This is a genomic window from Salegentibacter profundi (assembly GCF_054121475.1).
Genome location: NZ_JBSYGG010000008.1, coordinates 26,875 through 49,413, shown reverse-complemented (window position 1 = coordinate 49,413; position 22,539 = coordinate 26,875). Strand labels below are relative to the sequence as shown.

26 protein-coding genes, 1 tRNA gene and 1 pseudogene are annotated in these 22,539 nt (G+C 37.3%); 16 read left to right on the top strand and 12 right to left on the bottom strand.

Features of this window, described 5'->3' with window-relative positions; translation table 11 throughout:
- Positions 1–46 precede the first annotated feature (46 nt).
- Positions 47–490 carry a hypothetical protein gene (locus ACW6NC_RS11175; protein WP_083645114.1) on the bottom strand — a complete coding sequence of 148 codons (444 nt, stop codon included), beginning with the start codon at positions 488–490 and terminating at the stop codon, positions 47–49.
- Positions 491–507: 17 nt separating this feature from the next.
- Positions 508–1,263 (bottom strand): PepSY-like domain-containing protein, encoded by a 756-nt coding sequence (locus tag ACW6NC_RS11170; RefSeq protein ID WP_083645115.1) that lies wholly within the window; start codon positions 1,261–1,263, stop codon positions 508–510.
- A gap of 1,500 nt (positions 1,264–2,763) precedes the next feature.
- Here ACW6NC_RS11170 and ACW6NC_RS11165 point away from each other — a divergent pair.
- The gene (locus tag ACW6NC_RS11165) at positions 2,764–2,907 is read left to right on the top strand and encodes a hypothetical protein (protein ID WP_457866081.1); all 144 of its coding nucleotides are present in this window, start codon (positions 2,764–2,766) and stop codon (positions 2,905–2,907) included.
- Positions 2,908–2,943: 36 nt separating this feature from the next.
- Here ACW6NC_RS11165 and tnpC (ACW6NC_RS11160) read toward each other — a convergent pair whose 3' ends face one another.
- From tnpC (ACW6NC_RS11160) to tnpA (ACW6NC_RS11150), 3 genes are all read right to left on the bottom strand, one after another.
- Positions 2,944–4,494, bottom strand: coding sequence for an IS66 family transposase (gene tnpC, locus ACW6NC_RS11160; protein ID WP_457866079.1), 1,551 nt, complete (start codon positions 4,492–4,494; stop codon positions 2,944–2,946).
- A gap of 74 nt (positions 4,495–4,568) precedes the next feature.
- A complete protein-coding gene (gene tnpB / locus ACW6NC_RS11155; RefSeq protein ID WP_457866078.1) occupies positions 4,569–4,910 on the bottom strand; it encodes an IS66 family insertion sequence element accessory protein TnpB in 342 nt (113 codons plus the stop codon).
- Complete coding sequence (tnpA, locus tag ACW6NC_RS11150; protein WP_457866076.1) at positions 4,903–5,181, bottom strand: IS66 family insertion sequence element accessory protein TnpA; 279 nt, start codon at positions 5,179–5,181, stop codon at positions 4,903–4,905. Before tnpA (ACW6NC_RS11150) ends, tnpB (ACW6NC_RS11155) begins: the two co-directional genes overlap by 8 nt.
- An 82-nt stretch (positions 5,182–5,263) precedes the next feature.
- Between tnpA (ACW6NC_RS11150) and ACW6NC_RS11145 the strand changes: the two genes are divergently transcribed.
- From ACW6NC_RS11145 to ACW6NC_RS11095, 11 genes are all read left to right on the top strand, one after another.
- Positions 5,264–5,671, top strand: a complete 408-nt coding sequence (locus ACW6NC_RS11145; protein ID WP_457866075.1) for a hypothetical protein — start codon at positions 5,264–5,266, stop codon at positions 5,669–5,671.
- A gap of 466 nt (positions 5,672–6,137) precedes the next feature.
- A complete protein-coding gene (locus tag ACW6NC_RS11140) occupies positions 6,138–6,554 on the top strand; it encodes a VOC family protein (protein ID WP_457866073.1) in 417 nt (138 codons plus the stop codon).
- Between the two features lie 7 nt (positions 6,555–6,561).
- Positions 6,562–6,978, top strand: a complete 417-nt coding sequence (locus ACW6NC_RS11135; RefSeq protein WP_457866072.1) for an SRPBCC family protein — start codon at positions 6,562–6,564, stop codon at positions 6,976–6,978.
- The gene (locus ACW6NC_RS11130; RefSeq protein ID WP_457866071.1) at positions 6,962–7,495 is read left to right on the top strand and encodes a VOC family protein; all 534 of its coding nucleotides are present in this window, start codon (positions 6,962–6,964) and stop codon (positions 7,493–7,495) included. The genes ACW6NC_RS11135 and ACW6NC_RS11130 overlap by 17 nt, the downstream gene beginning before the upstream one ends.
- 47 nt (positions 7,496–7,542) lie before the next feature.
- Entirely contained in the window at positions 7,543–7,809 is a 267-nt protein-coding gene (locus ACW6NC_RS11125; RefSeq protein ID WP_457866069.1) for a hypothetical protein, read from the top strand.
- Positions 7,810–7,983: 174 nt separating this feature from the next.
- A tRNA-Pro gene (locus ACW6NC_RS11120) sits at positions 7,984–8,057 on the top strand.
- 260 nt (positions 8,058–8,317) lie between these two features.
- Positions 8,318–9,526 carry a site-specific integrase gene (locus ACW6NC_RS11115; protein ID WP_457866068.1) on the top strand — a complete coding sequence of 403 codons (1,209 nt, stop codon included), beginning with the start codon at positions 8,318–8,320 and terminating at the stop codon, positions 9,524–9,526.
- 337 nt (positions 9,527–9,863) lie between these two features.
- On the top strand, positions 9,864–10,595 hold the full coding sequence (locus ACW6NC_RS11110; protein ID WP_457866066.1) for a DUF6088 family protein: 732 nt from the start codon (positions 9,864–9,866) through the stop codon (positions 10,593–10,595).
- Between the two features lies 1 nt (position 10,596).
- Entirely contained in the window at positions 10,597–11,562 is a 966-nt protein-coding gene (locus tag ACW6NC_RS11105; protein ID WP_457866064.1) for a nucleotidyl transferase AbiEii/AbiGii toxin family protein, read from the top strand.
- Between the two features lie 630 nt (positions 11,563–12,192).
- On the top strand, positions 12,193–12,600 hold the full coding sequence (locus ACW6NC_RS11100) for a hypothetical protein (RefSeq protein WP_457866063.1): 408 nt from the start codon (positions 12,193–12,195) through the stop codon (positions 12,598–12,600).
- A gap of 925 nt (positions 12,601–13,525) precedes the next feature.
- Positions 13,526–13,798: an IS110 family transposase gene (locus ACW6NC_RS11095; protein ID WP_457866062.1), complete on the top strand. Its 273-nt coding sequence runs from the start codon at positions 13,526–13,528 to the stop codon at positions 13,796–13,798.
- Here ACW6NC_RS11095 and tnpC (ACW6NC_RS11090) read toward each other — a convergent pair.
- Genes tnpC (ACW6NC_RS11090) through tnpA (ACW6NC_RS11080) form a run of 3 tightly spaced genes read right to left on the bottom strand, consistent with a single transcriptional unit; the run spans position 13,769 to position 15,906 of the window.
- Positions 13,769–15,241 (bottom strand): IS66 family transposase, encoded by a 1,473-nt coding sequence (gene tnpC / locus ACW6NC_RS11090; RefSeq protein ID WP_457866059.1) that lies wholly within the window; start codon positions 15,239–15,241, stop codon positions 13,769–13,771. The genes ACW6NC_RS11095 and tnpC (ACW6NC_RS11090) overlap by 30 nt on opposite strands.
- A 42-nt stretch (positions 15,242–15,283) precedes the next feature.
- Positions 15,284–15,637: an IS66 family insertion sequence element accessory protein TnpB gene (tnpB, locus tag ACW6NC_RS11085; protein WP_457866057.1), complete on the bottom strand. Its 354-nt coding sequence runs from the start codon at positions 15,635–15,637 to the stop codon at positions 15,284–15,286.
- Positions 15,637–15,906 carry an IS66 family insertion sequence element accessory protein TnpA gene (tnpA, locus tag ACW6NC_RS11080; RefSeq protein WP_457866054.1) on the bottom strand — a complete coding sequence of 90 codons (270 nt, stop codon included), beginning with the start codon at positions 15,904–15,906 and terminating at the stop codon, positions 15,637–15,639. Before tnpA (ACW6NC_RS11080) ends, tnpB (ACW6NC_RS11085) begins: the two co-directional genes overlap by 1 nt.
- An 82-nt stretch (positions 15,907–15,988) precedes the next feature.
- Between tnpA (ACW6NC_RS11080) and ACW6NC_RS11075 the strand changes: the two are divergent.
- Positions 15,989–16,219 (top strand): annotated as a pseudogene (locus ACW6NC_RS11075) (IS110 family transposase); the annotation flags it as partial.
- 105 nt (positions 16,220–16,324) lie between these two features.
- Positions 16,325–16,762, top strand: a complete 438-nt coding sequence (locus ACW6NC_RS11070; protein WP_457866226.1) for a transposase — start codon at positions 16,325–16,327, stop codon at positions 16,760–16,762.
- Positions 16,763–16,861: 99 nt separating this feature from the next.
- Here ACW6NC_RS11070 and ACW6NC_RS11065 read toward each other — a convergent pair whose 3' ends face one another.
- The 4 genes from ACW6NC_RS11065 to ACW6NC_RS11050 form a co-directional block, all read right to left on the bottom strand.
- A complete protein-coding gene (locus ACW6NC_RS11065; RefSeq protein ID WP_457866053.1) occupies positions 16,862–17,359 on the bottom strand; it encodes a DUF6252 family protein in 498 nt (165 codons plus the stop codon).
- A 106-nt stretch (positions 17,360–17,465) separates the two neighbouring features.
- Positions 17,466–17,936, bottom strand: a complete 471-nt coding sequence (locus tag ACW6NC_RS11060; protein ID WP_457866051.1) for a hypothetical protein — start codon at positions 17,934–17,936, stop codon at positions 17,466–17,468.
- A gap of 615 nt (positions 17,937–18,551) precedes the next feature.
- Positions 18,552–18,794, bottom strand: coding sequence for a hypothetical protein (locus ACW6NC_RS11055; protein ID WP_457866050.1), 243 nt, complete (start codon positions 18,792–18,794; stop codon positions 18,552–18,554).
- 387 nt (positions 18,795–19,181) lie between these two features.
- Positions 19,182–19,583 (bottom strand): Dabb family protein, encoded by a 402-nt coding sequence (locus ACW6NC_RS11050; protein ID WP_457866048.1) that lies wholly within the window; start codon positions 19,581–19,583, stop codon positions 19,182–19,184.
- A 652-nt stretch (positions 19,584–20,235) separates the two neighbouring features.
- Here ACW6NC_RS11050 and ACW6NC_RS11045 point away from each other — a divergent pair.
- Both ACW6NC_RS11045 and ACW6NC_RS11040 read left to right on the top strand, forming a co-directional pair.
- Positions 20,236–21,207, top strand: a complete 972-nt coding sequence (locus ACW6NC_RS11045; protein ID WP_457866046.1) for a type I phosphomannose isomerase catalytic subunit — start codon at positions 20,236–20,238, stop codon at positions 21,205–21,207.
- Between the two features lie 203 nt (positions 21,208–21,410).
- Positions 21,411–22,460: a LacI family DNA-binding transcriptional regulator gene (locus ACW6NC_RS11040; RefSeq protein WP_457866044.1), complete on the top strand. Its 1,050-nt coding sequence runs from the start codon at positions 21,411–21,413 to the stop codon at positions 22,458–22,460.
- Positions 22,461–22,539: the final 79 nt, after the last annotated feature.

The following is a 22,539-nucleotide window of genomic DNA, read 5'->3' as shown; positions in this document are numbered from 1 at the left end:
GAGAATACGTTGAATAATTTAGTATTGTATGATCACCAAAAATTATCTAGTCACCTTCACTAAGCGAAAAGCTACCATCACCATTGAAGGATTCTAAAGTAATGGTAACGGACCAAATTCCAGGGACACCTGTAGAAGTTGTTCCTGAAAAGCTATCAGGCTCAGAACCACCATCCAGTGATTTATCCAGAACCATAGTTCCGTTGGCATCTTTTACTATCATTCTAAATGTTCCCTGCGAAGTAGCCGTAATATCGGCATTATAATCTGCTGTATTTAAAGCATTTCTCCATTGAAATGTTCTGGTTACACTCCCACCATTTCCTGTGAAATCACCATCAATATCACCATTGAAATCGCCAACATCTTCAAACAAAGCCTGACCATTTACCCTGATAGTAGCATTGCTTGAATTATCATCATCACTACTACATCCAACTATTATTGTTACGAGGGAAAATATGAGAAGAATTTTTTTAGTAAGTTTCATTTATATAGATTTTTAAGTTAATCATTTTCATCTTCGCCTTGATCATCATCATCTTCTCCATTTCCATCTTCTGCGCTAACGAAATTTCCATCCTCATCGAATTCAAGCTCTATACCGTTGTCTAATGTTACTTCATAAGATCCATCATCTTCTATTTCTGCTTCAATAATGGTCTCTTCAGGATAGTTCGCACTGATATAATCTTTAATTGCCTGAGGTAAATTATCTGGATGGATATCCGTGTCATCCTGGTCATCATCATCTTCATTCTCGTCATGAGCGATTCCAAGAAAATTTCCATTGACATCAAAAATTAATTCGATGCCATTGTCCAATTCTATTTCATAATGCCCATTACTTTCCCTTTCAGCCTCGTCAATGCCAACCCCTGGAAAGTGCTCGTCTATGAAATCCAGTATGTTCTCGGGTAATTCGGATACCTCCAAATCTTCATCTCCAAAATCATCTTCTTCATCTCGGTCTTCACCTAAAAAATTACCTTGCGAATCAAATATTAACTCAGTATTGTCACTTAAGGTAATTTCAAAATTATTATTATCCTCAACTTCAGCTTCTATAATAGTCAGGCCAGGATAGTTGTTGGTAATAAATTCCAGAATGCTCTGGGGTAGTGAAGAAGTTCTAACGTGAGCATCTGCTGTAAATGCAATAGCATTCAAATTATCTTCAGTGGCATTTTCCTCTTCGGAAGAACAAGCTGAAAGTAGAAGGAGCCCACATACAGTTAAAGTAAGTGTGGTTAAGTTTTTCATTTTTAAGTGTTTAGATTAGAGCAAATAATTTATTATTTCTATAAAGCAAATTAATAATAAATATTATCCCAAAAATAGAACTTTTTTTTAAAACACTAATTTTAATAGGAATAGGATCAGTATCATGAAGTTTTACCCTTTTTTTAAATATTCCTTATTAAAATAGCTTTAGAACGGTAGCAGATTTTAAAGCCGTTTGGTGGAGGTATGTAAAGAATGAAAAAGGGGAAATAACGCTTTTACCTGCATTTCCCCTCTTTTATTCCACTTGGGGGTGACCCTTTGTGGATTAAACTAATTAAAAGTTTACAGCGATTTTAAAGATACAAATAATTCTTTGCAACCTCCGGGCGCAAAGCAAGATTGTCATGACAATGACACATCTTGCTTTGTTGATTTTTTGAAGTTAATAATTTACTGGAAAGGCCGATGCGAATCCCCTGTATGAACCATTATTTTTAAATGGTTTACGTAAATCCCTGGTCTTACGGTTCATATTAAAATTTACTTTTTTTATCCTGAGCACTTTCCTTTTTTTAATCAGTTACAATTTTTGAAAACAGAAAACCTTTCAATTATTGAATTTAATTTACTTCTCTCAGAGCCTTCGCTACTACCTTTTTTCATGCCACCATATTTAAGATTTAGAATTAGAAAAGGACTTATAAAAGGGCAAAGTATGAAGCCCGGTTTATGCAGTCCGGCTAACTTCTAAATCTTATCCATTTGCATTTACTAAAAAAGGGAGATGACGTTAAGAAAGAATAATATGGAGGAGAGTGTATTTTGTAGAAAATCATATCTTTACATCACAAAGACGATCAAATAGTATGAACTCTCTTTGTTTTATGAAGTTTGGTGAATCATTCGGTGAAACATCAAAATAATTAACAGTGAAAGTATTGTGGTTAGGACGTTTATTGGAAAATAAATTATCCTGCCACCCCGACATTTTGATTTTCAAACTACATCAAAAAACACTTAAACAAATGATTTTTAGTATTTAACAGATACTGGGGATCATTTTTTTTTGTTTGATATCAAACAAAATGTGACCTATTCGGTTATTCTTTTTCAAATTTTTCCGTTAGCTTGGGTTTTTGTGATTTTACTTTTTTCGGTTTAGTTATACCGGTTACCTAAAGGAATGAAGGCTAATGAAAACAAACCTACTTATCATATTCTCTTACGGTGCTATCTTAAAAGAAAAAGACAAGCATGCACTTATATATGCGTGGGTTACTATTATTATGGGTTCAGATTAATTTAAAAGAGCTAAGTTGTCGGAAACCTGGGGTCTTCATGTTCAATGTTTAAAAGGGAGAAGGGTGCACCATATGTACTCAAAACTATAACATTGTTGCATTGAGTAATAAAAAGTTATAGTTTTCACGCAACCAAATGATTGGTAGTGTATCTAATAAACAGAGCCATGAAAGGGCAAACCCGGAAGACCACCAAGGCCAATTAGAAACTGAAATATCAACTCATTAAAAAGTTATGAAATCCAAAATCTATTTTATTGCATTAGTATTAATTGGAGCCATGTTCTATTCTTGCGATTCAGATGATTTAGCCTATCAGAATAAGTTCGAAACCAGTAAAAAAGAGTATCCACCCCACGAACTACGTCTTGTAAAATAAAATAATTGTTCTAAGATCCTCCTGGTTAATCCGGATTTAATTTTGCTGGAGTTTCTTGTAATTCTGCGGATAAAGGTTCCGGATATTCCTGTGGTTTATGGACATGATATTCTCCAGGGTGTACTTGAGCCATTCATATGGATTGACTTCGTGCTTTTTGCAGATAGCAAAGAAAGAATACATGATGGCTCCACGTTGTGCTGCGCTATGGCTCCCGGCAAAGAGGTAATTTTTCCTTCCAAGGGCCAAAGGACGGATGGCATTCTCGATTAAATTGTTATCGATTTCCAGGACTCCGTCATATAGATAAGCATTTAACTGGTCCCACCGATCCATGGTGTATCTAAAGGCTTTTCCGATAGGACTCTTTGGAAGCAGCTGGTGATTCCTCATCTGCTGGAACATCCATTTGCCCAGCTCGTTTAATATCGGCAATGCCTTTTCAAGACGTAGCTCCTTTCGCTGATCAGGATCTAGTTTGTCCTCTCTGGCCTGGGCCTCGATAGCATACAGCTGCTGAATAAAGATTAGCGCTTTTTCCGCCCGCTGTTTATCATTATCCTTTGCTTTGTCAAATTCTCTTCGGGCATGGGCCCAGCAATTCAGGTGGGTAACCCCATTACGTTTACCGATCTTATCATAGGCTCCGTAGCCGTCGGTTTGCAGGTATCCTTTAAAATCAGCCAATACATGATCGGCAGCCTGACGGCTACGCCCGCTTTGGTAATCAAAGAGCACGGTTTTATCTATAGGATTATGGTACACCCAGTAGTAGCCCTGATGGTTGGTGCCTTTCTTATTCTTGTCGATGACCTTGATCGGTGACTCGTCCGCCTGAAGGTATCCTTGAGACTTGGTATCCTCCAGCAAGTGCTGGTAGAGGATGTCGAGGATCTTTAGACTCTGCCTTGTCCAACCTTCCAAAGTGGAAGAGGCTACGGGGATATCTGCTCTTTTAAACCTTTGAAGCTGGCGGTACAGCGGGAGGTGGTCCATGTATTTATCGACCAGGATGGAGGCCAGAAGACCAGCTCCAGGGATTCCTTTTTCGATCACCCTGTTTGGAAGTTCCCCGATTAACACTCCTTCTTTATTTTTGGGAGCATATTTGTAACGGATATAGCGTTTGATGTAATACTTGGCGGGCTCGTATTCGAGCTCTTCCGTAACCTCTTCTCCGATACAGACCATTCCACTTAGATCTCCCTCAGGATATATTTTGATCTCTTCTACTGGCAGGTGATCCGGCAAGGCCACTCGTCCTTTGTGTGCAGATTTTCTCTTGCGACGCTCGTAGGTAAGCTTTTCCTTTGCTTCTTCCTCCTGCTTCTGGGCAGTTTCAGGATCCATTTCAAAAGGAAGGCTCATCTGATCCTTATCCCCTTCGAAGCGCTCCCTTTTCTGGCCGTATGCCAGACGCTTGTAATGGGCTAGTTGAAATTCCAGATCAGAGATCTTTTGCTCCTTCTGGGAAAGAACCTTTTCTGCCTTTGCCAGCTTTTTGGCTCCCTTCTGCAAGAATTTTTCCTGCTTCTGAAGGAGTGCTAAAAGCTCATCTTTGGATAGATTTTCCAGGTCATTTCCCATAGGATAAATATACGGAAAATCACAAGTTACACCTAGCCTTAAGCCGCATTATTACTGGAAAAGTTAATATTTTTTCAGTGCGAATAACGAAGTTTCTGAACGCTTTTCTTCACTGTAATACCCTCTATCATCAGTACCAGTTGTGGCCAACTAAAGCTGGTTTGATCATCCCTGAGAACCGGTGGAGTGAAGGTTCCTTTCTCCAGTCTTTTATAGTATAAAACAAACCCGCCCCGCTCCCAGTGCAGCAGCTTTATATGGGTGCGATTTCGGTTCAGAAAAACGAACACATCACCGCTGGTAGGCTCACGGTTGAGCTCATTTCGGACCAGTCCGCTCAGGCCGGAAAAACTCTTCCTCATGTCACAAGGCTTTCGGTACAGGTGGTATCTATTGGAGGAGCCAAGGCTAAACATGCATCTGCACCAGTTTGGCAATAAGGGCAGGATCTCCGCCATTCATCCTGAGTTGGACTCCGTTGGGAAAATTTAATTCTACCTCCACTGGACCCGACGTAGGGCCAGATATTTCAACAAATCCCGATCTTTTCTCCAAGGATCGCTTTTTCCGGATCCAGTAACCCATAGTGCTTGCACTGATGTTATTCTCACGTGCAAAGCGCTTTGCTGATAATCTACTTAGGCGGTATTGCTCTACCAGCTGAAACATTTCTTCCTGTCTGCTCATCTTTATTATTTTTGAACAAAGCTAGAGGAACACAGGCTTCAGGTCAACATGTACTTGGTGGGACGGATACAAAAAAGATTGGTTGGATTTTAAAGAATCTTCTAATAATTCTTACAAATATACCTCTGTGAACAGCTCATGGGTTGGTTTTAGCTGGGAGACTACCATAACCGTAGAAAATGGTGTTATTAAACAAAGAGATTTTGAATATACTTCTACTGAAGGTTTACCAGAAGATATTTCAGAAAGTGAGCTTCAATGGACCGAATCGGAAACTGAGATTGGTTCTCACGAAAATGGAGGTGAACCAATAACAATTGACGAAATCTACGAAAAGGCTCAACAGGAATGGCTTATTGAAAGAGAGAATGCCACAATATATTTCGAAACCGAGAATAACGGAATAATTTCAACTTGCGGTTATGTTGAGGATAATTGTGCTGACGATTGTTTTATAGGAATAGTCATAGATAGCATTGAACCTCTTTAATTGAAATTTGTCACTTCATGTTGACTTAAATGTTTAGACCTCAAGGAATTCAGAGAAGTTTTTTTAAGTTAAGTAAGGCTACAGTACAGCTACAGTACATATTTATAATGCTCCCCTGGGTATAGTTTTGCTCAAAAAAATAATCGTGAGTATTACGGCCTACATTAAAGATATCCCGCAATGCTTTGTAAATGAAGTTAACGAGATTTTTCCGCACCTAATAAACCGAGATACCAAAAGTTTATCCTAATTAGAACCACTTGATTGTAGAAACATTGGTTTTCCATGATACCAAACTATTGGTTTTTCGATACAAAATATAAACCGCTGTTTTTGACGCATTCCACCTTTTAGTATGTCGTATATGCACCTGCTAACTCCCTAGTATTCGTTATATATTTGATTATGATTTTGACTGAAGGATCATAAAACAACTAAATATGTTATCAGCTAAAAATTAAATATTATGAAAGTACAAGCATATCTTAATTTTGATGGGAATGCTCAAGAGGCCTTTAATTTTTATAAAGAGGTTTTTGGAGGAGAATTCAGTGCGGTTTTGAAAATGAGTGATGCCCCGGAAAGTGATAAGCTTTCCGAAAAGGAGAGAAACAGAATTATGCATATTTCACTGCCGATCTCAAAAGATGTTATCCTAATGGCTTCTGATATATTGCCTTCAATGGGTCATAAACTCAAAAAAGGGAATAACCTCTATATATCACTTCACCCTGAGAGCAAAGAGGAAGCTGACAGGATTTTTTATGAACTCTCGGAAGGAGGCGCTATAGAAATGCCTATAGAAGACCAGTTTTGGGGGGATTATTATGGAAGTTTTGAAGATAAATTCGGAGTAAAGTGGATGATTAATTATAGTAAATAAGATAACAATGAGTAAGAAGCAAATTGAAATTTCAACAAAAGTAGAAGGCGATATAGACAACGTTTGGGAATATTGGACCCAACCAAATCATATTACGCAATGGAATAGTCCTTCTGATCAATGGCACACCCCAAAAGCGGAAAATGACCTTAGAGAAACAGGAAAATTCAACTTTCGAATGGAGGCAAAGGATGGGAGTGCTGGATTCGATTTTTCAGGAACCTATGATGAAGTGAAGGAAAAAGAGGTAATCCGGTATAGCCTTGACGATGGTAGAAAGGTGGATATCTCCTTCAAGGATGAAAATAATAAAGTCCTAATCCTTGAAAAATTTGAACCTGAAGCACAGAATTCAGAGGATATGCAGCGAGAAGGCTGGCAAGCTATTCTTGACAATTTCAAGAGATATGTCGAAAGCAAATAAAAAGGAGATTCGGGAAAATCCTGGTAAACCTCCTTTAGGTTTAAAACTTACGCAGATTGCCTGGGTAGTCCATGATATTGAAGCTGCCAAGGTATTTTTTAAGGATCTGCTGGGAACAAAAAATTTTAGCAATACCGAAATATCGCGGTTAAGTGATTATGATGGGACCTATTATGGTCGCCCCTCAAATGCTGAAAACCTGGTAGCTATGGCCTATTCAGGAGGCGTGTTTATTGAACTCATTCAGCCTGTTTCTGGCAATAGTATCTTTAGGGATTATATTGATGAAAGTCCTACTGGCGGGGTTCAACATATTGCATATAGTACCAAGCTTGCTAATCTCGACAAGGCTGTTTCCCAATTCCAGGATAAAGGCTATACCATCATTAGCTGTTTTGATACACCAATTGCTAAAATTGTTTTCTTCGATACGCGAAAAGAAATTGGTGTTTTTACTGAAATTATGGGTATCACCGAAGAAGGGGAAACAATAGTTCAAAAAATGATGACCCCGTAATTAATTGAAAAGACCGTAAAATTTAAGATTCATAGAAAAAAGAGCCAATGGTTGAAGTATTTCAAACCAATATAGATACTGAAAAGAAAGCAGATTTTATACTGGAAAAACTTCAAATTGCCTTTCCAGATTACCGGATCAACTTTGATCTGGAAGACTGTGACAACATTCTCCGCATGGAAGTTGGGGACTCCTCAATTGAAGCAAAAGCTGTCATGGAGTTAGTCAAGAGCTATGGGTACCAAATTAGCGTGCTTCCTGATGAATACGTACCTCAAAACATTTCAATCTCAGCGAAGACACCAGGCTTTTAGAAGGATAGATTGATCTCCGGTTGAGGATGCTCACCACTAAATATTATTTTCCCTTTTTTCTTCGTCGAAATCTTTAATAGTCCCTGGTTGAAAAGGTTACCATTTCCTAAGATAAAAAAGAGGGTATTCTCTTTGAAAATTGATTGAAAGCCGTTTAATTTGCAAAACATTTATCGGGATGTGGCGCAGTCTGGTAGCGTATACGCCTGGGGGGCGTGGGGTCGCAGGTTCAAATCCTGTCATCCCGACTTTTTAACATAATATTTTAACATAAATAAAGGGTAATTATATGATATTCATTTAATTACCTTTTTTGTTTGATTTCAAATATTAACAAATTATGTTAAATTTAATAAGAACAAATCGAGACTTTTTGGGTGATTTGTGAGTAAATCGGGAGTTCTAAATGAGTTATTTTTTAGTATCTTAGTATAATTAACCTCCGGGTTCGTTCCGCGTTTTCAGTTTGATTTTCGTACTACAATTTTTGTTTCATTTAAAATCTAGTATGATGCGTACCGATCAAACTTTTATTATTTCCTTTTTTATTCGAAAAAAGAAACATCAACCTGAAGTAGCTAATCTTTATACCAGAATAACGGTTAACGGAAGAAGGCTGGAAATAAGCCTTAAAAGAACCTTGCCAGTGGAGCAGTGGTTGCCGGATGCCTGTAGGGTAGCAGGTTTTTCAAAAGAGGTAATTCAGCTCAATTCAAAAATAGACCAGACCCGGGCTCTTCTTTATAAGGCATTTGATGAACTTCAAAGAGAAGGACAACTTGTAACATCTCAATTGGTTAAGGCACGATATCTTGGTACTGATGTGAAACACAAAAGTCTTCAAGACCTAATTAATTACCATAACACTAATATGATAAGTGTGCTTAAAAAAGGCACTCTTAAAAATTATTATACCACTGGTCATTATTTGGAGGATTACCTTCTAACAAACTATAGAACCAGTGAGTATTTTTTAAAGCAAATCAATTATGAATTTATTTTAGGTTTTGAGAACTTTCTCCGATCAAAGCCTAAACTACACAACAATGGTGTAATGAAACATATGGAGCGTTTTAAAAAGATGATGCGCTTAGCCGGAGATCTGGATTGGATTGAAAAGAACCCTACGAAAAGATTCAAGCTTCGCTTTGATAAAGTAGATATGGTTTACTTAACTAAATTAGAACTTGAAAAGATCAAGAACGAAACCTTTGAAAGACCTGTTTTATCAATAAACAGAGATGTTTTTATTTTCGCTTGCTATACAGGCCTTACTTATTCCGATGTCAAAGCCCTGACCAAAAATCATGTGCATATAGGAGTTGATGGCAATAAGTGGATCTATACCAGAAGAAGTAAAACCAACACGTCTGTGCGAATTCCCATATTAAAAGAAGCTCAGGAAATTCTGGATTACTATAAAAATCATCCAAAAATTGATGGGACTGATAAATTGTTACCGGTTTATTCCAATCAAAAAATCAATCAGTATTTACGAGAAATCGCAGTGAAAGTCAAAATAAGTAAGAAACTAAGCTTCCATGCTGCCCGGCATACTTTCGCCACTACCGTAACCCTTGCTAATGGTGTTCCCATAGAAACAGTTTCAAAGCTATTAGGCCATCATAAAATATCTACAACACTAATATACGCACGGGTTCTTGATTCGAAAGTATCAATGGATATAGATAATTTGAGGAAAAAATTAATAGGTTAATTCTTGATTAAATTAGCTGATTACTAATATTTACCTAATAATCCTGGAAATTATTACGAGAACTACTGCTCACAACAATTCAAACACGCACAAAAATTCTATGAAAATTGGTTTTGCGGTATGAAAATTATGAATAGTAGATACTTTTATAAAAATCAAGATAGTGGAATTAAATTTGCCATTCTTTAGCAGTGCCAATTTTTATTAGAATCACATTTAACATTATACTCCTGGCTTTAAGGTTTTAATTTAAATTAAAAATGTCAAGTATTTTGCGCAATATACTTGACAAAACATCTTTCTTTCTTATTTTTGTTCCCGTTAAGGAATTCATTACATGCAAATGAAGGTAGCAGAGAAAATAGAACGCAAAATCGACAGGATGCAGGAAGGTACCACCTTCAAGTATCAACAACTCGATATTGACCAGTCTGAGTATAGTGCTGCTGCTAAAGCTGTTGAAAGGTTAATGAAGAAAGGTATTATAAAAAGAGTATCTACTGGAGTGTTCTACAAACCAAAACAATCTGCATTTGGAGAACTGAGACCAAGCGAAGAGGAATTACTGAAACCACACCTTTTTCTGAAAGGGAAACGTATTGGATACATAACGGGTGGTTCATTATACAACCGAATGGGGTTAACCACTCAGGTTCCCAAAACCATTAAAGTGGCCAGTAAAATCAAACGCGTAACAACCAAGATTGGAAAAACACAGGTAAAGCCGGTAAAAAGCTATGTGGACGTAACCAATGAGAATTACTACTTGCTTGAAATATTGGATGCAATCAAAGACTTTAAGACCATACCTGACCTGGACAAGAAATCAGCCATCACATTACTAAAAAACAAGATCAGTAAACTTACAGAAAATGATCTATCAAAGATGGTAAGGTACGCCATAAAATACCCGCCAAGAGTAAAAGCATTGTTGGGGGCTATACTTGAATTTTCCAGGAAAAAGAACGGCATTGAAAGTTTGAGGACAAACCTGAATCCGCTTACCTCCTATAAACTCGGGATTACAGAAGAAGCATTACCAACTGCTTCCAAATGGAACATTAACTGATATGAACTTGCACAGCAATAAAGAACTACTACAGGATGCTATTCTTGCTACATCCGAATATCTTGATATTAGAGATATTTATATTGAAAAGGATTATTGGGTCACCATTGCTCTGTATGAAATATTCCATTCCTATATAGGAAGTCAGGCTGTTTTCAAAGGAGGAACTGCACTTTCAAAATGTCATAAACTGATTGAACGGTTTTCGGAAGATATTGATATGGTGGTACTTCGCAATCAAGGAGAGAATGATACTCAGATGAAGAAGAAAATTCGGGCAATTAGTAAGGTAGTGGAGAATGTAATTCCGGAGATAGAGGTGGAAGGATTAACTAACAAGATGGGTAATATTCGGAAAACGGTTCACCAGTACGATAAGATTTTTAAAGGAAATTTTGGTCAGGTGAGAGAACACGTTGTGGTAGAAGCTACCTGGTTAGGAAATTTTGAACCATTCTCAGAAATGCAGGTCAGTTCTTACATCTATGAAATGATGAAGGCCAAAGGACAGGACAAATTGATTGAACAATACAATATGGCTCCATTTACCATTCAGGTATTGAGTAAGTTGAGAACATTCTGTGAAAAGATCATGAGTTTAGTAAGGTTTTCCAGATCAGAAACACCAATCACGGATTTGAGGAATAAAATCCGCCATGTTTACGACATACACCAAATGCTTAAAGATGGCGAGATACAGGAGTTCTTTAAAAATAATGATTTTGATAAAATGTTGGTGAAAGTCGGTCAGGTTGGCTATAAGAATAGTAATGCATGGATTTCAAATCACCCTTCCACTGCTTTGATATTTGAAAAACCAAAAGAGACTTGGGACCAACTCCACTCTGAATACATAGGTAATTTCAAAGACTTAGTTACAGGGGAGCTGCCAGAAGAAAAAGCATTAATTGAGACCCTAAATAAAGTATCTGATCGTCTTAAAAAGGTGAAATGGAAAATAAAATAAAGTTTGCCAATAGCTACGCGTTCAATGTTGGACCGTATTGGCCACACGAACGCTGAGCTATTGCGTGGATGTGCTTTTATACTCTTTAAATTCCCTAATCTGAATATTCTTAATCAACAAAAATGTATTGGTTATGGTGTAATTTTAATTGAAGGATGATGAATACTACACGGACAAAACTGGTAGGTAATTTAATTTAGAATTACTTAACTATGCTGGAATATTCGAAAGATCGTAGTGTCAGCAATAGACCAAAAAGAGATATCATCTCTTTTTAGTAAAATTTTGCCGCAGTTTCAAGGGCTTCGGAGCATTTTAACTTCGGTTTCTTTTTTTGATTTTGTGGAAATAAAAATGCCCATTTCCGTGTTTTGGGGAGAACGATGAAATGGGCAGTTCTTGGGTTTTGCAAAAGAAGGAGAAAATGAGCGTATTTCTTATGGGGGTTTTCCCTTATTTCTTGTCAAATTATGGATGGATTGGACTCATTCTCGAGTCAACTCAGTTAAGAAAGGCTGTCTTAAAGTAGATATTTCAGAGGCAGTTAATTGGATTATCTCCTTCTTTTGGAATTATTCCTATTAATTTGAATTGATTTTTTAATTTTGTGATAGGAATTAAACCTTTTGAATGATGACTAAGCTTTATAGACCACCTTTAAGAGAAACTGCCAGGTATGATTACTTTGATCAGGTTGACATCTTTGATGATATGCTGGATTTTTCATTCGGTTATTTCTATAGCGGTGCCCGGCAGGGACCAAAGGCAGAAGTTATTGATTTGGCGGTGGTGACATGGGTGATGGATTTCCAGGAGAATTTATTCATTCGGTATTGTCAGTATAGTGGATTAAAGGATGCCTGGAAAGAAAAGATCACTGAGCAGATGAAAATTATGATGAGAGATATAAGCATAAGTGAAGGATTTATCAGGAGACGTTTGGTGGACTTTGAAGTCGGGAAAGAAGAGTTTTACAAGAGAGAGCCGTTTGAAAAGAAGTTTCTGGAGTTGAGATCCAGGATGAAGTCGGTTAGGTAATGATTTACGTTCCATTTTCTTATTGAAACATTTTCCTTCTTAATTGTTGCACCTCTTTCTTCTTACTACCAAGCTAACAGGCTCAAGGAAGGGCCAATGAAGCCTGACGAGATAACGTCGGGCGTAATGCACCGGCTTGTGCCTGTGTGAGGGCAGGGGAAGTACCACGCCAAGCTTATGGGCTTAAATCGGCTCTACCAGTCCTATAGCATTTTTTTACGAGCTTCTTTTAAAGGGGCGTGGTTCTTTCGCCCTGAATTCGGAAGCGCCTGTTTTGTTCAAATTCTTAGGGAGTTTGAATTAATTCAACATCGGTAATTTAGAAAGCAGAAGCGCCCGGATAGTTGCAAAAAAAGATTGGGGTTTTTGACCTCCGGGTTATGCATCCGATGTTCTTATTTTTCTTTTGTAGATATGTTGGTTGCTTTTTTTGACATTGCATAAGGCCTGCAGGGCGCGGAAGCATGGAGGAAGGCATTTTTTGGGGATATGGGTTTTGGAGCGCAGAGGAGGAACTTTTTTTCTCAAAAAAGAATGCCTGGAGCACGGGGCCAGAGCTTTGTGAAATTGATGACAAATTAATTTTGGCGCTACTTTCTCTGAAAAAATTGTGCCGAAATTAAAGGGGTCTTATTTGCAGTGCAGGATAAAATGCCTGTTTTGGCGACAATTTTGTGCAAAGCTTTGGCAACCGTGCACCGCTTAACCCTTTAGTATTATACCTTCTTAATTTTGTACAATCAAATGTTAACAACCGACAGGGACACTTTATCGCTTTACCTGGGATTAAAGGCCCACAAGCAGAATTAATCCCCTGTCGGTTTTCTGAACAAGCTTCAAATAGGAATTAGGGATTAAGGCCCATTATAAAGGGTTTGAAAGTGTTCAGAATAGTTAACCAGTTATTAATCTTTAAAACAAAGTTATGAAAGAATTTGATTTTTTTGTGGGTGTCGATGTTTCTAAAGCAACATTAGATTTTTCAGTAGTTAAAGACGGAAAACAAGTTTTTTACAAGAGGATAGAAAACAAGATTAAAACGATCCGGAACTTGTTGAAGTTAATCTCTAAAGACCACAACACTGGTCTAAGCTATACTCTTTTTTGTATGGAATATACTGGGATTTATAATAACCATCTTTTAAAGTATCCGTCCGAGCAACTGCACTCACGACCCCTTCTGATAGCCGGGCAATAACTCCTCCAATTTTTGGATGTTATGATCAGGTATTCTTTTCAAGGTTTGCTCTAACCACTGCTGGGGATTAATACCCTGCATTTTGCAACTACCAAAGAAGGAATATAACATAGCCGCATCTTGTGCAGCCTTGTGGGAGCCTGCGAACAGGAAGTTTTTTCGGCTCAAGGCTAACGGACGAATAGCATTCTCAATGAGATTGTTATCCAATTCGATCCTCCCATCTTCAAAGATCACTTCGAACTTAGGATATTGATTTATGAAGTAGGTCATGGCTTTGCCGATGGCACTTTTAGGCAACACCTTAAACTGTTCTTCCTGGATCCAGGTTTTGATCTGTTGCAGTAGCGGCAGCACCTTTTGTAATCTTAGTTCCTTTCGCATATCCGCATCACTAGCTGCTTCTTCTTTGATAGATCGTTCCTCCTTATAAATTTCACTAAATATGGCTAATGCTTTATCCGCTCTTGCTTTATCCTGGTCCCGGGCATCCACAAATTTTCGCCTGCCATGCACAAGGCAACCGGCCATAGTAATATCTGGATCTAACCCGATTTTATCATAAACTGTGTATCCATCACATTGAACGTACCCCTTATACCCATCAAGGAGTTCTTTGGGACCATGTTGCCCGCGTCCTTTGCGGTAATTAAAGAGCACCAGTTTTTGCAAGGGGTCGTGATAGACCCATTGGTAGCCTTGATGTGTGCTGCCTTTTTTATCACTATCCAGCACCTTTATCGGACTTTCATCAGCCTGGATGTACCCGCCTTCAAGGATTTTTTGTTTCAAGGTATTGTAGAGGGGTTCCAGTAGCTGGCAACAACTCGACATCCAGTCACTCAAAGTACTGGAGGCTGGTTCCCAACCAAACTCTCGTTTAAAACGCTGGATCTGACGATAGAAAGGGGAATGATCCACGTATTTACTCACCAGGATATAAGCCAGTAAACAGGCCTCGGCAATAGATTTTTCGATAGGACGTGTGGGTAGTGGCGCGATTACCACCCCCTGCTGATCTTTTCTGGCATATTTAGGACGAATGGTACGTCTTTTAACCAGGCTGGCCGGAGTGTATTCCAGGGTTTCACTAACTTCCTGGCCAATCTTTTTCAGCGTACTTACATCTTCCTCTGGTTCAAGAATGACTTCTCGCACCGGAAGGTGTTCCGGCAAGCTGCCACGGCCCGGGTGTTTTTGTTTTTCCCGGGTATAGGTAATCGTTTCTTTAGGTGTGGCTATTTGCCCTGTTTTATCTGAATCTTCAGAAAAAAGTGATAGTTGCTGCTCGAGAATTTCAGGAATAAATCGTTCCGATTTAAAGCCCTGAATCAGCTTATAGAGCTGCCCAAGTTGCACCTCCAAAGCGGAGATCTTCTCCTTGAAGGCTTCATTGGACTGGCGAAGTTGCTCATTTTCTCTTTGTAGCTCCTGATGCGTCATCGGGTAGCTAAAATACTACCCTTGTTAAAAATATACCAGTATTTAACCGGCTTTTTTATAGCGTTTTCTTCGGGTAATATTGGTGATGGCTACCCCGTCTATGAGCATCACCAGTTGGGTGTAATCCAATTGGAGTCCTCCCACGGATGCATCGTAATCGGGCAATTCAAAAGTACCACGCTCCAGGCGTTTATAATATAACACAAAGCCCCCAGACTGCCAATGCAGCAACTTGACCTTATTGCGCGCTTTATTGATAAAAATATAGACCGAACCATCCTGGGGACTATGGCCTAATTCTCCAAGCACCAAACCACATAATCCGTCAAAACTTTTACGCATATCGGTGCCAGGAAGATATAACTGGTAATTTAGGGAACTGCTTAAGGCAAACATTACAGGGGAATTTCAATTTCTACGCCATTACCTAAACGGATGTGCATACTCCTGGAGGATGTTGGGGTGATAGAAGGGGCGGCCGATAAAGAAACAAAATTGCTTTTTACGGGTTTTTTGCCTTTCTCCTTGAGAAACTTGTTTACCCAATAGGATAGTTTTCCTTTGCTGATTCCGTGGGCACGAGCAAATGTAGTTTGGCTTTGTCCTGATTCATAATAGCTATTGACTAGCTCACGCATTTCTGTGGCAATTGAAGATCGGGTCATTTTGATTATATTTAGACCGCTAAATTATAATCTACAAAGGTTTCTGAAAAGATGCACTTAGACGGACGCATACCTTTTAAAAGTTTTACAAGAACAACAACTTACTATTTGCATGGAATCTCCTATGCAAATTAAACGATCCATGGGAGTACAACGAGGTAAAAGTGATAAGATGGATGCTAGTAGAATCGCCTTGTATGCTTATAAAAATCGTGATAACATAAGCGTTTGGCAGCCATCAAGAGAACAGCTACAAAAGCTTAAACAATTGATTGGCATTCGTAAACGACTAATTAAAGCTAAATCAAACCTGAAAAAGCCCTTAGCAGAACTTTCTTTCTTCTCCCCTGATCAACAAAAACTTCTAAATAATAGCTGTAAAACAACTTTTAAGGCCTTAGAAAAAGACATTAAGGAGGTGGATAATAAAATTAAACAGACTATTAATGAGGACGAACATCTTAAAAAACTATATAAGCTGGTTACATCTGTAAAGGGTATTGGAAAGGTTTCAGCGATACAAATAATTGTTGCCACTAATGAGTTCAGAAGTATTACCGAGGCTAAAAAATTTGCTTGCTTTGCTGGTGTGGCGCCTTTCGAACACACTTCAGGAACCAGCGTGAATGGGAGGGCGCATGTATCCCATATGGCAGATAAATCTATTAAATGTGCTCTTCACATGGCTGCATTAGCTGCTGTAAGAGAGTCCGGAGAATTACAGGATTATTTTCTTAGGAAGGTTGGAGAGGGAAAAAATAAGATGTCGGTAATTAATGCAGTAAGGAACAAATTAATTTTACGAGTGTTTGCGTGTGTACGAAATAATAGACTATATAGACCAGTACTACCGTAGTGCTTAACTTAAATAAAATAAGAAGAATTAAAAAAACTTCTGAATTTATTTGTTTAATACATAGGAATCTGCCCTCCGTTGTTGATTAGAAATTGCTTTCTATAAATCAGAGCGGTTTATAATAGTTCCTCTGAATTCACCATTGTTGAAATTTAGAAGATTAATTTCGGTTTCAGGATTACTATATTCCTGGAGCATGGTTAGGGTGAAATTCCCTTTTATTGTTTTGCTCTCAGGATGGTATTCTGTTATAGTAAGTTGTGAGTCGGATTCCGGATCGAGCTTATAGAGGCTTGTGATGACGTCCCCACCAATGGTGGTATAATAGCTAGCCTGGGCATCAGATAAATCATAGGTGCCTTCTTCTTTAAATTTAATTTTAAATACAACTACCTGTTCGTCACCTGAACCCAGTATGGTTAAGGTATCGGTTTCCCGTTCAAGGTATACTTCAGGGTCTCCGTTCCAGTTTTCTTCGTTTATTGTTGCCGAGATAAAATCAGATTCTTCATTGGTGTCATCATCTTTACTGCAGGAAAAAATACCAAGAGTTAGTAGTAGAAACAAAAACGGAATAAAATTTAATTTTTTCATCATCTAATAGTTTAGCTTTATTATTAGATGTGTCAGATGGTAAAAGGTTGCGTGAATTAAATTATAATCTTATTTATAATGGAAAGAGCGGTAAAATTCAGGATTTGTCTTAGGTTTTAAAAAATCGATTAAAAATGCTTTTCGTTTTTCTTATTTTTCGATAAACCAGGATATTTTCATCACCGTAAAAAGAACCGAATCTGGCGGCACCGCTGTCCAGGGCCATTGCCTGACAGCTGCAGGTCCAGTCATTTTTCCAGGAGGCATTCATGGTGTCATCACAGTTTGCACAACGATAAACGAATTTATGGTTGGTACTCCACTCATTTGAACCTATACAGGAAGGCCCTCTACCTAGATATTTTAAATCAGGCAATTCTATTTCAAATTTCAGTTCTATGGGGTTCATAGAATCAAATATAACTTTTAATGAGGAATTAGTAATGCAGTTTTTCTCATATTCCAAATCAATGTTTGGAATATATCCAGAATACATATCCGGAAACGTCTTAAGTTCCAAAAAGTCGCTTGAAAAGGCTTTTTGTTTTCCCCGTTTTTCTATATAAAAGAATGTTGTCATATCCATAATAAGAACGGAATCTGGTGGTATCGCTATCCAGGGCCGTTGCCTGACCAGTTGCATGTCCAGTCATATTCCCAGGAGGCATTCATAGTGTCACCACAGTTAGCACAACGATAGACAAATTTATCCTTGGTGCTCCATCCATTTGAACCTGTACACGACGGTCCTTTGCCAATATATTCTAAATTCGGGAGGACGATTTCAAAACTTAGGTCTAAAGAGTTGCGCAGCTTTCCATTTTAAATTAATCAATGGTATTACAAGTCATTTCATTTGCTTTGACACTCTCAATCCCATCTTCACCTTTGTAAAAGACATCTATTTCGGTGTTTATATCGGGGTTCCTAAACTGGAAAACAGTAGTGGTGTGAGGAAATACCTTAAATCTCTATTGCTTAAAATAAAGAAACCCCTGCCAAAGCAAGGGTAAGTTCTCTGAATTACTGTGGGGCGAATTATTCAGAGAAAATAGGGGAATTAAAATAAAATTACTGCTATTACCACTAAAATCAGGTAAACCCATCTATCTTTTATTGATAAGGGATCTGCTAGTTTCACCATCGTTTAGAATTTAATTAAATACTATTTTAAATTTCCTTAAGATCTTTCTTATTATTTTTTAGGGTTTTCTGAAAATTTTTGGTGCTCTTGCAAACTCAATTTAGCCAATATGTTATCCAAACCCATATTCATTGCATTTTCACCTTCGGTGGTTAAAATGATCTTATCATCTACAATATCTATTAAATTATATTTGAGAAGTTCATTGAACTTTTCTATTAAAGAATCTTCAGCTAAAATGGCTATGGCATCTCCATTTTTAATAAGTTCGATAAGTCTTTGAGTCGATATCATTTATTCTGGTTAATCATCTGATAATCAAAGCACAAAATTCGTAAAGGAATAGGAGAGGAAATATGATCCCAATCATATTTCAAGTAATTTTTTATACAATGATCTCATTTACAGATGTTCTGTCCTCATCATTTCTACTTAACTTAATTGATCTTATAACTGCAAGACTGGCTTTTAGGTACAAAGCTTTTATACCCTGATCGACGATTGCTTATGGAGAAACTACCCAAAAATTGTGACTGCTACATTAGCTGTTTTGACATCGCTTTAATCGGCGGATTCTAGCGATAGACTCCGACGATATGTTGTAGCATCCATAAAGAATTGATGTATCAGTAAAATCAAATAGTAAGTTAGTTCCCGGAGACCAAACCGGAATTATATTGATCAATGAATCCCTACCGAATCATATACCTGAACTTTTTTCCATAAGTGAGAAGATTCTTCAATGAAAACCAAATGCGCGGGTTCTTTCTGATATTTATCCTGGATTTCCTTTGAAGGAAAACTAAGGATTAGCGAATATGTATATGAATTATCCACAACATCCCTGGGAGTTTCTGCAGGGATCCCAATGAATTTGGTTTTTGCATACAAACTATTATCGAGGAACTTTTTAAGTGAACTCTCAAAAGCTGCTCTGTCGCCGGGATTATCGGGATTGTTTAAATAAAAATATACCACATGGGTAAAATTCTTATCAAAATCTACAGGTTGATCCTGCCCCTGAAGCTTGTTAGTTCCCGCAAGTACCGTTAAAATTATCACCAATTTTAAAAATTTCATCATAGTTATTAATTAAGAAGTTCTAAAATAATAAAAATGGTTTTAATAAAATAAGTCCAAAAATTAGAACTAAATTTTTTATTGATCGAAAATAGTAATTTCAAATGCCGGTATGTAAGCTTACAGAAGGACCTATAGCGGATGCGATTTTGGGCAGGATCGTGAACTCCTCACACCGGATTGATCCCTAAAGGGGAATCGCGAAGAAAAGGAGCTCTAAAGAATGTATGTTTCAAAGTGGCACTGTTTGACCGAAACAGGTGGCACCATCACTCCGAAATAGACATGTATCAAATAGATTAATTTTTTTGGCAATTCAACAGGCCCGCAGGGCGCGAAAGCATGGAGGAAGGTATTTTTTTGAGAAAATGGGTTTTGGAGCGCGGCGGAGAATAAAATGCCGGTTTTGGTGACAATTTTGTGCAACGCTTTGGCAACCATTAATTATATAAAAGAAACCAGGGGTAAAGTTCGAACTTTTCGTATTAATTATGTTTTACTTAAAAGCTTTAAAAGGGAGCGTAAAACTCCCCCTATTAGGTCCGACTGCAGGCAAATTATCCCGACTATTACGTGGACTTCAATAAATTTAAATGAATTTGAGAAGTGTTATTGATAACTAATTTTTATTTTGGGCGATTTTAAACTTACTTTTATGATTAATTATCCATTAAAATTCACCCCTATTTTAAAAGAGAAAATCTGGGGTGGGACTAAACTTAAACACCTTTTAAATAAGGAATCTAACTCAGATGAAATAGGTGAAAGTTGGGAGATCTCAGGGGTTCCTGATAATATATCCATTGTAAAGAATGGAAGTTTAGCGGGGAAGTCACTTCAGGAATTAATACATCAGTATAAGGCAGATCTGCTTGGAGAGAAAGTCTTTAAAAAATTTGGGGAAGAATTTCCCTTATTGATTAAATATATTGATGCTCAAACCGAGCTTTCTGTTCAGTTACATCCTAATGATAAACTAGCAAAAGAACGCCACAACTCTTTTGGGAAAACTGAAATGTGGTATATCATGCAGGCAGATAAGGATGCTGAGATTAATGTAGGTTTTAAAAGAACTATAAGTAAAGAAGAATACCTGAAGCATCTTGAAGAAGGTGAAATAATAGATTTATTAAATTTCGAAAAAGTAAAGAAGGGAGATTCCTTTTTTATAAATACAGGAAAGGTACATGCCATTGGCGCCGGGGTTTTATTGGCTGAAATCCAACAAACTTCTGATATAACCTATAGAATATATGATTGGGGCCGAGTAGATTCAAAGGGTATCTCCAGGGAATTGCATACCGGGCTTGCATTGGAGGCGATTGATTTTGAGAAGAAGGATGATTTTGAAATTTCCTATGACAGGAACAGTAATAATTCTTCCAATTTGGCGAGATGTGATTATTTTACCACAAATTTTTTACCGGTGAAAGGTAAAGTTGAAAAGGATTATTCCAAGGTGGATTCCTTCGTAATCCTTATGTGTGTGAAAGGAAAAGTGCAAATAGCCATAGAGGATAAGATGGAAAAAATACAACAAGGGGAAACTATCTTAATTCCGGCCAGTATAACCAAAGTAAAACTTCTATCTGAAAATGCTGACCTATTAGAGGTTTATATAGAGTAATTTTGAAAAAAACTTAGTGCTGATATTTAAGACAAATACCTTCAGGATTTTGTAATTTAAAATGCTGGATTAATCTTTATTTGCTCAATAGAGATTCTTAAAAGTTTAGAGGGCCCTTTTTACACTTTTATAGTGGAATTTTCTAATTTTATATATTTGTTTTCACCACTTCACCTGACCTATAATTATTTAAGCCTGAATTAATGAAGCGAAATAAAAAAATATCAATGAAGGATATTTCTAAGGAATTGGGGATCTCAATTACTACGATTTCCTTCATTGTTAATAAAAAGGCAGAAAATAAGATTAGCAAAGAGGTAATAAAAAAGGTTGAAGATTATATAGAGAAGGTTGGTTACAAACCTAATTCTTCAGCTCAATCCTTAAGGACGGGCAAATCTAAATCTATTGTATTCATGGTGGAGGATATTTCAGATCCTTTTTTCTCTGCCATAGCAAAACAAATGGAAGAGATTGCTTTCAGAAATGGTTATAATATTATTTACTGCAGCACCGAAAATGACAGAGAGAGAACTTTGGAACTTATTTCTCTTTTTAAAGACAGACAGGTAGATGCATTTATTATAACACCTCCTGAAAATTTTGAAAAAGACCTGAAAAATTTGATCTATGAAGAGCATCAAACTGTGATGGTCTTTGATAGGTATTTTAAGAATTTCAAGCATAATTATGTGATCCTTGAAAATTTTGAAGGAGCTCAAAAAGCAGTGACCGGATTTTATGAATCGGGGAGAAGAAATATAGCATTTATAGGTATACATTCAGAACTATCTCCATTGGTTGAAAGACATGAAGGGTATTTAAATGCGATAGGAGCCTATAATTTAGCTGCTTATGAATTATTTATAAAATTTAATGAGGTAAAAACCCCAGCCGGGATGAGTGCCATTAGGAATTTTCTAAAGGAAAATCCTGGGATAGATTCTATCTTATTTGCCACGAATAATCTTGCAATCAATGGTTTACGGGTGATGCGGGAAAAAAAGATTAAAATCCCTGAAGACCTGGCTATAATATCGTTTGACGAAAGAGATGTGTTTGAGCTTTATTCTCCTCCTATAAGTGTCATTGCTCAACCAATTTCTGAATTAGCCAAAGAACTTATAAATGGAACTCTTGAAATTCTTGCTTCAAAAAAGGAAAAGAAGTATTTCTTCACTAAAGCTTTACCAGGAGAATTAATTGTAAGGGAATCCTTACGTCAAGTAAAAAAATTAAGCTCCAATCCTTAAGGTTAGATAATTCTAACTTTTCAAACTTGTTAAATAATTTGGCAGATATGGTATAGCTTTTTATATTAGCTGTTTAGTA